The organism is sulfur-oxidizing endosymbiont of Gigantopelta aegis (genome assembly GCF_016097415.1).
Lineage (GTDB): Bacteria > Pseudomonadota > Gammaproteobacteria > GRL18 > GRL18 > GRL18.
In genome coordinates this window covers 2,652,430-2,664,927 of sequence record NZ_JAEHGE010000001.1, presented here as the reverse complement: position 1 = coordinate 2,664,927, position 12,498 = coordinate 2,652,430, and the positions used below count along the sequence as shown (strand labels likewise).

Genomic DNA, 12,498 nt, shown 5'->3' with positions numbered 1-12,498 from the left:
AGTTAAATCACTTTTAACAAATCAAGTTTAAAATCAATGGCACTTTTATAAAACAAATCGGGTTGTTCGAGTAAAGCCTTATCGATTACTTTGGCTAAGGCTTTAGGTATAGACTTATCATAAGTACGAATCGGTGAGACAGGTGATTTTAATGTGGTGAGCCAGGGATCGGTTTTTTTACTATAACGTCGTGGATAGCGACCAGTACTCATGCGATAAAAAGTCGCTGCTGCAGCCCAAACGTCCACTTCAGGCTTGGCAAACTTAAAGTTAATCACTTGTTGTCTAGGCATATAAAAAGGTGTCCCCGCAGAAACACCGGTTGCCGTTCTGCCACTCAGCCCTGCCACATCAAAAGCTTTGGCCAAACCAAAATCAGCAATTTTTGCCTGTAATTCCCCCTTGTTTTTTGTCAGAAGAATATTGCCGGGTTTTAAATCTCTATGCACCAAACCGACTGCCGATGTTTTCTTACCATCAGCTAAAACCAGCATAGGAATTTTTATATTATGTGCATATTCAAGTCCATCAAGTATATTGATGAGTATTTTTAAGGCTAAAAACAAGGGTAATTTGCCACCATTTTTTCGTATTAACTGAGAGACACTACCTGCTTCACAGTATTCACTGGTAAAAAAATAGGTGTCATCATTGCAACCAACATCATGCACTCTGACGATATTATCGTGTTTCAATAAACGGGTATTTTTCGCTTCGCGAATAAATTGTTGATGGGTTCTGGGATTGCTTTGTACTTTTGGCAACATTACTTTTAAAGCAATATCAGACGGTTCTTTACTTGAACTATTTTTTTTATGTGCCAGATAAACAGCCCCCATACTCCCCTTGCCTATTTTTTTTATAATATTGAAGCCCTTTATAGCCAGCAGATCCGGTTGCTCATCATCGGCCTTTTTCATCAACAGATTAATTTTATCTAAGGGATCAACTTCAACTGTTGACACATTTTCTATTTTTTCAACTAAATTTTCAGAACCCGATATACTAACTTGAAAGACACTTTCACCTATTTTAAATTGGTCACCACTTTTTAAATCATATTCAGGATAAATTAATTGTTTGGCTTTGATTAAGTCAGCATCTATTTCCCGCTGACCTATTTTTTCGCCATTAACAAAAGTGCCATTCAAACTACCAAAATCACGAATACAAATATCGGGTGGGTTAATATCTAATAAACAATGGTAACGAGAAATCGTGCTATGCGCCTGATCATCCGGCAACAGAATATGATTATCTATCGCCCGACCAATGATACAGGTAGTACGTTCCTCAAAGACAAATTCTTTTGACTTTAATTGTCCATGTATTACTTTAATTGATATTTTATTCAATATGTCTAAATCCTATTATTCAACAAGAACGGGACGCTTATCTTCGGGAGGGATCATAACTTCTATTCCCTCATCAATGGTTTCTAATTGTTCATTCTTTTCACTATCGAGTCCATTATTAATAAGCTCAGCATCATCATTATTTTCTTCGATGACATGATCTCGATCATTTTCGGGCAATACTTCTTTCAGATTTGACTCAATATCATAACGCACCTTTATTTCTGACAGTTTTAACAAGCTCACATTATTTCTTTTTACTTCCAGATAGCGCCAATGAGGAAAGCCCGTTAGCAAGAGATCATCTTCGGTATTAAGTTGCTGATCCCTGCCCGCAGAACGTAAAATCATACGTCCTCTAAATGGACCGGTGATAGTTCCCTTATAAATATATTTATTATTCCAGTCATCGACAAGCGTGTTTTCACCCAATTGAAAACGTTGCCTGAAATTTTTCATATTTAATGGTACCAGTAATGTGCTTCTGTCAAGCCGTCCATTCACAAACGTAGCGGCTTCATTTAGTCTGGCAAGAGGAATAATTAAATCCATCATATTATTAATGGTGTTTTGCTCAGAGACATTAAGTGTTAATGTCTCCCGCTGCGGTTCTTCGATAGGCTGGTCGATAGTCACAAAGATTAAGCCCAGAAATACAATAAAAAACAGCATGACATAAGTCAATTTATTTGACCGTATTGGTTTTTTATTGACACCCTGTTTTAAAGTGGTTTTTGGTGAATTTAATCGACTGCCAGGCAATAGCGTATTTATATTTATTTGTGAAAAATGCAGCAATTGCATGTTAATTTCATTATCATTCATCGCTCCAAAGCCAGCATACTTTAGCAATCGACGAATATTGTTCAGTTCTTTAACGGGCTCTTTACTGCTATGTGTAGAAAAATAGTTTTGCAGATAGATGTCTGCATCATGATTCCATTCCAATTGAATATTTTTCTTTAAAAACCAATCCAGACACCAAAACATAATCGAGCCCTGTGCATCACCAGAAAATGCAAATTGCCCATCAAGACTAATATTAATGCTCGTATCTTTAGTATCAATACGTTCAAAATCATACAAGCATTCACCACTGGCTAAACTCCATATCCTCAGTGACTTGTCATCACTGACCGACAGAGCAATTTTCCCTTGTCCATCAATACAAACCTGATTAATACGTTGGCTATGCCCTTTCATCACCCGCAGTGATTTTGTCCGGCTGGACTGAGTTTTCCATAAACGTAAACTACTGTCCGCACTGGCAGAAACGAAATATAAACCATCCGTGGTAGACGCTATACTCGTGACGATATTGTCATGTTCTGAAAATTGATCGACTACTTTTCCCGTGGCGATATCCCATAATGCAATATGATTATTATTACGCTGTCCGGTTAAAATGAAGCGGCCATCCTGAGTAATATTAACAACCGCAACATGATGGCTTTTGTCACTCAAGTTCGCCATCATTTCGCCGGTCAATAAGCGCCATAAATAAAACTTACCCTGATCATCGCAAGACAAACAAAAACGTCCTTCAGCCGTGAGCGTCATCGCTAATACATCAGCATTATGATGGCTAAACAATGATAGTTGTTTAGCCGTTTTAATATCTTTAAGAAAAATATTTTTTCCACAGGCAAGTAATATGGCTGCACCATCATCACTGACTTTGATAAGATTAATTGCCTGTTGATGTTGCTCTAAAATCCGCTTCTTTTTTTGACTCTGAATATCCCACTGATAAAGGCATTGATCCTGACCCAGTGAATATAAGAAATGATTTGAGGGTGATAATTCTAAGGCCAATACTCTAGCCTGATGCGCTTTTAATTCATTATATTTCCAAACATCTTTTAACTTTATCCGGGGGAAATAAAGATAGAAACCCGCCCAAAATTTAAAAGCACTATAATCACGCTCATAACCTTGAATAGCACGGGCATTTTCTACATGAGCGATTGCTGCAATTTTGTTTTTATCCAATGCCGCTTTTGCCTGACTGATACTCTGCTCAAATAAGCGTGACAGCTGATCAATTTCCATTGCCGATTCAGGCAAGGAAAATAAATAAGTAGCATGATAGCGATAAATATTATTAGTTTCTACAATATGCACACCGGATAAGGTCACTACACTAGCAAAGTGATTAGAATGATCTAAGCTAATATGGCTAATAGCACTATTGAATTGAGTTAAGGTAAAGGACGATGCTGTTTTGATATCCCAATAGCGCAAGTCACCATCACTACTGCCGGAGAGAAAAAAGTGACCTTCTGTGGCTGCTTTCAGAGTATTAACAATACCCTGGTGGCCCTTGTAGACTTTCTGACACTGACCAGAGCTAATATCCCATAAGCGAATAGTTTTATCATAGCTTGCTGATAAGACGTGAGTTTCATCAAGCCATTGAACCGCACCAACGGGCATGCTATGACCCGACAAAAGAATTAAAGTTCTTCCTGTAACAAGCTCCCAAATACGTATGATATTGTCGGCTGATGCAGAAGCAATCAGCCCATTAGGCACTAAAGTGTCTTCTATAGCAGACGCTGAGGAGCCAACAAAAGGAGATAAATGTATGGCCATAATTTCACCACTATGGCCTTCACCATAGAATGAATTTAAGCGCTGTTTCTTATCAACCTGCCATAAGTACAATAGACTGTCATTACACGTTGTCCAAACATATTGTCCACAGGCAGAAATTTGTAGCGCATTAATCGCTTCATCATGGGCAGACCAAACGTGCAGTAATTCGCTCGTTTGCATTGACCAAATTCTTACATCACCCTGATCAGAACCGGTTAATAGTAGTTTTTCATCACTACTGATGCAAAAGGCCGTTATTTTTCCAATATGCCCACACATTTCTCTCAGCGTCTTTTTAGCTTTTATACTCCAAAGAAATAATCGACTCCCTTGATTGAGAACAATATTTTCATCATTATTTACAAATTGAGAAAAACTGATACTCTTTTTTGCAATGCGATAAAGTACTTCATAACCCGGAAGAAAAAGAGCAACAGCCTGTTTTAATTGCCTGGGAATGATACCCATCGCTGAACTGGCCTTAAAGAACTTGTTTGCCAAGCGTGTTTGGCCACTTCGTTGTAAAGCCAAAGTATAAGCTGTATTTGTATAGGGATCAGAAGCATTGCTTGCAATAACATCTTTCAAGCAATTAGCAATCAATTGCCAATGTGGGGCGTTTTTATCAAGCCGATATTGCTCACATAAGGCTAGCCCTACGATTTTTTTCTCATTTTCATAGGATAAATCAGCTAAGGACTGTAAAGGATTTTTTTCAGTGAGATAGAGCGATAGTATTTTTTTAAATGATGAAAAGTGTAAGTATAAACTTGCTAATGCGAACTTGATTCTTGCTTTTTGTTGAGCCTTATTTCTAGGAAGATCGCTTTTAGAAATATTGCTTTTATGACGATTCTCTAACAACATTTCTATTTTCTGTAAATAGTCTTGTTCTTCTAAACCTTCGTATTTCCATTGATAAAAGAGGAAATTAAACAGGCTTTCAAAATGCCCTGGCTCTATAGATAAAGCATTATTCCAGGCATCTACCGCTTCATTTTTCTGACCTAAATCCAGTAATGAAATGGCCTGATTATTTAAGCTGGAGGCTGTTCCTATACCACCCTGAGGCTGTATTTTATTATATTTTTTTTCGGATAGTGTATTATAGATTTGCACTAAGGTATCAGCAACAACATGAAGACTGTCTGGACGTTTGGATTCATCCTCATTAAAACAAGCCATTAATAAGTCATATAATGCGTCGGGGATAGATGCTAATGCCGGATTTTCATCCAGTTGTTTTTTCTTATACGCATCCAATATTGCGGGAGCTATTGAACCGGCTTCCCAAGAGCAATAGCCTAGCATCATCTCCAAAACACAAACGCCCCAACTCCATAAATCAGTACGCCAAGTCAATGGTTTGCCGGCCAGTTGTTCTGGGGATGCATAGGCCGGAGTCATGCCCATTCCCGCAACGACTAAGCTTTGCTTATTATTGACCAGCATTGCACCGGCTTTGGCCAAGCCAAAATCAGTAATTTTTACAATACCTTCTGAACTTATCATCACATTAGCAGGCTTTATATCTTGATGAATTAAACCTTGCTGATGGGCATATTCTAATCCCCAGGCAAATTGAATGGCAATATCAAGAATCGATAATAAAGTATTGTCAGGATCAGTTTTATATAAACGCCCACTATTCAATAAGTTTTTTAAGTCGCCACCATCAACGTATTCACTAAAAATTTGTGGAATACCATCGATACGACGAACATAATAACAATTAACAATATTGGGGTGTAAATCCAGATTCACCCAGGTTTCAGCTTCTTTCTCTATACTTTCAAAGCCTGCGGATAAGGCTTTTTGCTTAGGCGTCTTCAAGGCCAGGTCTAAGCCCCAGTCACGATGTCGTACTTGAAAAACTTGGCCGAATTGTCCTTCACCTAAAAGTCGTTTTATTTCATAACGATCAAGTAAAACATCTCCTGCTTGCCAATCTGTCGCCCCACCTGATAATAATTTTTTTTCATCGAAAAACTGCTCTGAACCTAAATTGAGTAATACACTGAGTGTTGACTCACGCTTAGCCTTATCACCACGCAGATGATCGCTTAATGATTTTGTTGATTCAGTTTGACTCTCATGAGTCATAGCAGCCAGACGTGTTTCCTGGGGATCGATTGTTCCTTCTGGTATAGGATCAGATTTAGAATAAGATGTAGGATCAGATTTAGAATAAGATGTAGGATCAGGTATAAGCTCAGGTGGGTATAATTGAGTTTCTTGCGGGGAACTGCTATCAATAGCCGTAAAGCGGTGCTGACACTTTTTACAGCGTACCGATTTATGGCTGAATTTTACTGCGACATTCTTATACGATGTCTGACACTTTGGGCAAATGATTTCCATTCAATTCACGGGAGTCCCTATTTTAGCAAGCTAAATTAACTCTCACACTCCTGATCATCTTCATATTGAAGATAAAGTTTGCCAGAATTGTAAAGGTTAATGAATAAATCGAGTTCGTTGTCTGAGGCTGATTTTTCCAGTACATCGAGATCCAAAATGCGTTGATCGCATAAGCAATAAACAAATTGTTCTGAGACTTTAAAATCCTGACCATCAACAAAGAGCAAGCAATGATCACTGTCTCGTGTAAAAGCAAAACGACTGGATGGGTAGCGCATGAGAACAGCATTTTGTTCTAGCAATAACTGTTTTAGCTGTGATAAATTGTCAACATTTTGTTCACATTGATGCAAATAATCAACTTTTGAGTCACTCACATAACTCCCAAACCAACGCGCCAATTCTGGATGATTGGGGTCTAAGTATTCTGTAAAAACACGTCTTAATTCAGCGATTGCTGCAGCGGATATTTCATTGGAATGCACCTGTTGTTTATTATGCGGCAATTGATAGGTTTTATTGATCGACAAACCATCGGTGATATGAGCAACAAAGTCATTCACTAAATCTGCATGACTCGTAGCGCGAAAGCCGATTGAATAACTCATGCTTTCACCAATAGAAACACCATGATGGGAGACTCCCGAGGGAATATACATCATATCGCCGGGCTCGAGTATCCATTCAATTTCAGCAGTAAACTCTTTTTGTAACCGAATGGCAATATCCGGAATCACGTTATCTTCAGCAACCGGCTGAGTGTTCAATTGCCAACGTCGTTTACCTTCACCCTGTAGTATAAACACATCATAGAGGTCAACATGAGGACCTACCGAACCTTCTGGCGCAGCATAACTACTCATGAGGTCATCTAAATGCCATTCCGGAATAAAGCGGAATTTATCCGTGATCCAAGCAAGCTCTGGTAGATACTTTTCCAGATCGTTAACCACCAGACTCCAATGTGTTTCTGGCATATTAGCAAACACATCATCATTCATGGGGCCATGTATTGCTTGCCAGGGGTGCTCGCCCCCCTTTTCTATCACAATTCTAGAATTTACATCCTCTTCGCAAGCAAGTCCTGCAAGCTCATCAGGTGATAATGGGGCTGCAAAATCAGGGAAAGCACCTCTGATCAATAGCGGTTTTTTTTGCCAGTATTCGGCCAAAAAAGTCGCGACTGACATGTCACCCAAAGGGCTGCTATTTTTTTTACTTTTTAAGTGTGTACTTTCTGAACTTGTATTTTCCAAACCTGACCTCAATAAACGCCAACTTCTAAATATGAGCGTGATATTTTTTCTATGGCAGTCACATAAACCGCGGTGCGTAAATCCTTAATATTATCATTATTTTCACGCGTTGCACGAATTTCCTGATAGGCAAGACGCATGGTATCATCCAAACCAGAGCGCACTAAATCCAGCTCATCAGCACCACGACTAATACTATGGCGAATTTGATCCGACACATGTCGCCCTGTTGCTTCTTCAATCACTCGGGTCATTTCTGCACCACGCATTTCATCATGACGACGCTGCATGCGACCAAAACGGATATGAGAAATATTGCGTATCCATTCAAAATAAGAAACAGTCACACCACCGGCATTCGCATAAGCATCAGGAATAATAATGACACCTTTTTTGGCAAGAATTTCATCGGCACCAAAGGTAATAGGACCATTAGCAGCCTCGACAATTAATTTCGCGTTAATTTGTGACGCATTTTCCATGGTAATTTGACTTTCTAAAGCGGCCGGAATCAAAATATCACATTCTTTTTCCAGTACTGCATGGCCATCTTCTACAAAGTGAGCACAGGTAAAGGTTTCCACACCACCATGTTCATCAATGTGTTGACGTAGTTGCTCAATATCAATACCATCATCATTGATCAAAGCACCATTATACTCGATGATTGCAGTGATTTTAACGCCATCTTCTTCAGATAAAAATTTAGCTGCATGATAGCCAACATTACCAAAGCCTTGTATTACACAGGTTTTACCCTCTAATGAACCGGATAAATTAGCCTCTTTCACGTCATCTGCATGGCGAAAAAATTCTTGAATAGCATATTGAACACCACGCCCTGTTGCTTCGACACGCCCTTGGATACCACCATGATGAATAGGCTTGCCGGTAACACAGGCCACATAATTAATGTCATCAGGATGTAAATGTTTATAAGTATCTGCCATCCAGGCCATTTCTCTCTGTCCTGTACCAATATCCGGAGCAGGCACATTGGTTGATGGGCTGAGGAAGCCTTTACGAATCAGCTCTAAAGTAAAACGACGAGTGATTAGCTCCAGTTCATCACGAGAATATTGACTAGGATCAATGAGCAAAGCACCTTTTGAACCACCAAAGGGTACATCAACAATCGCACACTTATAGGTCATTAATGCCGCGAGTGCTTCCACTTCATTTTGATCCGCATAAGGCGCATAGCGTATGCCACCTTTAGAGGGTAAACGATGGGTACTATGGGTGGCTCGCCAACCCGTAAAGACTTCAATTTTATCGCGAATTTTGACCGGAAACTGGACTTGCAGCACAGCATTGCAAGACTTTATTGCCTTGGCCACTCCCTCATCAAGTCCCATGACCGCAATGGCACGATCAACCATCAGGTTAACACCATCTCTAAACGTGGGTTCATTAAATACTTTAGTCATCAGTCCATCCTTAAGATAAAAATGAGCATTGATATAGATCAGCGTTATTCAGATACGCTAATGATACATTATTCAGTATGGCAGAAAATCCATCAACTATATATTTCTTACACAATATAAGCAAAAAATATCATACTTGAGGTATTTCCTCATCTAGTAAACTAGAGAGACTTAATGATATGATGGATTATTGATAATTTTTTGTAAATAAATAAAGGGAACTCAATGAATATATTAATTTTTGGACCAAACGGTAGTGGTAAAGGCACTCAAGGTGCGATTGTTCAGGAAAAATACAATACTGCTCACATCGAATCCGGCGCTATTTTTCGCCAAAATATCGGTGGTGGTACTGAATTGGGGAAAAAAGCCAAAGAATACATCGACCGTGGTGATTTAGTCCCTGATGACATTACCATCCCTATGATTTTAGATCGTCTAAAAGAAGATGATTGTAAAGATGGCTGGTTATTAGATGGCTTCCCACGTAACAAAGTTCAGGCAGAAACCTTAGCAAAGGCCTTGTCTGATGCTAACATCAAGCTAGACTACGTGATTGAAATCGTGCTACCACGTGATGTCGCTAAAATACGTATTACCGGGCGTCGTTTATGTGAAAATGACAATAACCACCCCAACCATATTGCCTTTGATGCGATTAAGCCCGTAGAAAAAGACGGTGAAATTGTCTGTCGCGTCTGTGGCGGTGCATTATCTGCCCGTGCTGATGACCAGGACGAAGATGCCGTTGATAAGCGTCATGATATTTATTATGACGAAAATACCGGCACGATGGCTGCAGTAAACTTCTTCAAGGCACTGGGAGGCGATACTAAAGTAATAGCCATTGATGGTGGTCCTTCCATTGGGGAAGTCACTGAAAATATCATGGCGGCGCTATAAAGCATTAGCCATCCACCATGCAAAAAAAGCCCCTATATTTTCATTAATATAGGGGCTTTTTTATATTAAATCATCATAAATTTCAATCTATAGACATGATACTATAAAGCCAATGATTTATATTTTCCTCATCTGTATTATAGTTTTACTCGTGTTTGCCCCGCAATGGTGGGTCAAATATGTGATGAAACAGCATGATAAACACATTAAAGATTTACCTGGAACAGGCGGTGAACTCGCCCAGCACCTTATTGAACGCTACCAATTGCCTGTGACACTGGAAATCACCGATACTGGTGATCACTATGATCCACAAACTAAAACCGTACGTTTAAGTGAAGCCTATTATAATGGAAAATCACTCACTTCTATCGCCATTGCAGCCCACGAAGTTGGTCACGCCATACAAGATTTTCGCAATGATGAAATGTTGATCTTACGCGGTAAAATGGTCATCGTTTCCCAACGATTTCAAAAATTTGGCGCTGCCACCCTATTTATCGCCCCCATTTTGGGCGCCTTCATTCGTTCCCCTTTGGCTGGCGTTTTTATCGCCCTAATTGGCATTTTGAGCATTGCCTCATCCGTTGTGGTTCATATTATCAGTCTACCCGTTGAATTTGATGCCAGTTTTAATAAAGCACTGCCACTATTGGTAGAGGGAGAATATATGACCCAGCGGGATCTTATCGCTATTCGCCAGGTATTATTAGCCGCCGCTCTCACTTATGTCGCCGCCGCTTTATCCAGTCTCTTGAATGTTTGGCGTTGGATTGCTATTTTAAGACGCTAAATGTCTATGGTTCGTTTTACCCTGTTTGTTCAATTTTTAGCATAAAGAGACAAGTTATTGATTATGATAAAAAAATTGACATGGTTTCAAAAATAGTTTATTAATATACCCTCGGTTGTGAGAAGTCTATCGTTAGCATTGAGCACTAAATGTTTCAACAGACAAACGAGTGATCATCTATCGTGACAAACACATCTGCAAGCCATTGATTTTATATTACATTAATTATTTTAAGCTTATATTTTGCTTAAAATTAAAAGCATAAATTAGCTTAGGAAACTACCAATGAATTTAGGTAAAACTCACATTTTAAGTACGGTAATATTATTATTAGCTTTGACATTGGCTAGCAATGCAAATGCAATAATTGTTACGGGTGATTTATCTTATGATAATACTACTGACTTAATTACCAATACAAACACAGGTAAACAATACCTAGGCTGGGATTTACTCGCATCGACGACGTATGGGGATCTTTTACCATTGCTTGAGATCGGAGCTACCTATGAGGGCTTTCATATTGCATCGCAAACAGAAGCTTTAGATTTCTTTTATGCTGCTGCCAGTTTTGACCCCGTTGCACAAGGCTTCAATCGTAATAATTTCAATCTCGACAGCACCGATTTTCCCAATCAATTTGGCGGCGGTGTCAATTATTCTTCTTCAGCTTTTTTTCTTAGTGACATAACGAATCAGCTAGGAATAATATATACAAAATCTGGCGGATTAATAGAATTCTATGATAATGTAATCGGAGTTACATCTAGCATAGGCGGGTCATGCACCGCACGAGGCGGAACATGTCAGAAAAGCTTCTTACTTGTGTCTAACGTAGATGCACAGATACCAGAGCCGTCAATATTTCCTCTGATGGGTTTGGGCTTAATTGGTTTATTTGCAATAAATCGTCGAAAACTTCAAGCCTAATACCTTGAATCCGCTGAGTGCTATCACTGATAGCATTCCTCAATTAAAGCCATCTCACTTGAGGTGGCTTTTTCGTTATAGTGTCAAAATAATTTTATGCTCATAAAAAAGCCACCAAAACGGTATTTTTAGCCCTCGATGGCCACCCCAAAATATACCTAAAGCAAAAAATATACCCCCCTGACAATTTCAACCTTTTCAGTAACTTCTCAATAAGTCTGTGCATTTAAACAGCACAAACTTTACCTTTCAGCAACTCAGGCAGATATGGGATCAAATTTCTCTTGCTGATCCGGTCATTAATAAAATCCCAGAATGAAATTCCTTGTTTCAAACAAGTTTTCTTTAAACTGACAAAGGTATCTCTGCAAAGTTGCCCATCCTTTGAGCGTGTACTACCACTAATTTTACGCTTAATAACATATTCTCGAATATCATTTTCACTCAAATTATTATGAAGAGGAATATCAGGCCGTTCCAATACCAGCAGTAATTCTGTTTTATTTCTTGCCAATCGTTTCAGTGCCTGATTCAACGTTTCAAAGCTTGTTTTAGTCCGGCACAATTCATCAAAATGTTCAGCAATCGCTGACTTCAACGGATCATCTGGCTCAAGTTTATATTGTTTGAGATCATAAAATAGTTCCCAAATCTGAGTATGTACCCAGTTCAGTTCTTTATCATGTCGCTCATTGAGTGGTAGTATCCGCTGAAACACTCTGTCTGCATGTATCCAACATAATGCGTGCAACAAAATATCAAATTGTCCTGCATCATCACTCACAATTGATGTGTCAACACTTTTCCGGACAGTTTTCTAAATATTTTTTTGGCTGTTTCAAGTGATTTTTGTCATTTTGTATTTCCTATCA

General features: G+C 39.0%; 8 protein-coding genes. 3 read left to right on the top strand and 5 right to left on the bottom strand.

Features of this window, described 5'->3' with window-relative positions; genetic code table 11:
* Nucleotides 1-2 precede the first annotated feature (2 nt).
* Genes JEU79_RS13380 through JEU79_RS13365 form a run of 4 tightly spaced genes read right to left on the bottom strand, consistent with a single transcriptional unit; the run spans nt 3 to nt 9,000 of the window.
* The gene (locus tag JEU79_RS13380; RefSeq protein ID WP_198264506.1) at nt 3-1,355 is read right to left on the bottom strand and encodes a protein kinase domain-containing protein; all 1,353 of its coding nucleotides are present in this window, start codon (nt 1,353-1,355) and stop codon (nt 3-5) included.
* 15 nt (nt 1,356-1,370) lie between these two features.
* Nucleotides 1,371-6,314, bottom strand: coding sequence for a protein kinase domain-containing protein (locus JEU79_RS13375; RefSeq protein WP_198264505.1), 4,944 nt, complete (start codon nt 6,312-6,314; stop codon nt 1,371-1,373).
* A gap of 35 nt (nt 6,315-6,349) precedes the next feature.
* Nucleotides 6,350-7,570 carry a cupin domain-containing protein gene (locus tag JEU79_RS13370; protein ID WP_198264504.1) on the bottom strand — a complete coding sequence of 407 codons (1,221 nt, stop codon included), beginning with the start codon at nt 7,568-7,570 and terminating at the stop codon, nt 6,350-6,352.
* Between the two features lie 8 nt (nt 7,571-7,578).
* Nucleotides 7,579-9,000: a Glu/Leu/Phe/Val family dehydrogenase gene (locus JEU79_RS13365; protein ID WP_198264503.1), complete on the bottom strand. Its 1,422-nt coding sequence runs from the start codon at nt 8,998-9,000 to the stop codon at nt 7,579-7,581.
* A gap of 225 nt (nt 9,001-9,225) precedes the next feature.
* On the opposite strand from JEU79_RS13365, the gene JEU79_RS13360 reads away from it, so the two are divergent.
* The 3 genes from JEU79_RS13360 to JEU79_RS13350 all read left to right on the top strand — a co-directional run bounded on the left by JEU79_RS13360 (nt 9,226) and on the right by JEU79_RS13350 (nt 11,626).
* The gene (locus tag JEU79_RS13360; RefSeq protein WP_198264502.1) at nt 9,226-9,903 is read left to right on the top strand and encodes an adenylate kinase; all 678 of its coding nucleotides are present in this window, start codon (nt 9,226-9,228) and stop codon (nt 9,901-9,903) included.
* A gap of 112 nt (nt 9,904-10,015) precedes the next feature.
* Nucleotides 10,016-10,696, top strand: a complete 681-nt coding sequence (locus JEU79_RS13355; RefSeq protein ID WP_198264501.1) for a zinc metallopeptidase — start codon at nt 10,016-10,018, stop codon at nt 10,694-10,696.
* Between the two features lie 285 nt (nt 10,697-10,981).
* On the top strand, nt 10,982-11,626 hold the full coding sequence (locus tag JEU79_RS13350) for a PEP-CTERM sorting domain-containing protein (RefSeq protein ID WP_198264500.1): 645 nt from the start codon (nt 10,982-10,984) through the stop codon (nt 11,624-11,626).
* 226 nt (nt 11,627-11,852) lie between these two features.
* Here JEU79_RS13350 and JEU79_RS13345 read toward each other — a convergent pair whose 3' ends face one another.
* Entirely contained in the window at nt 11,853-12,410 is a 558-nt protein-coding gene (locus JEU79_RS13345) for an IS66 family transposase (RefSeq protein WP_198264499.1), read from the bottom strand.
* Between the last annotated feature and the right edge of the window lie 88 nt (nt 12,411-12,498).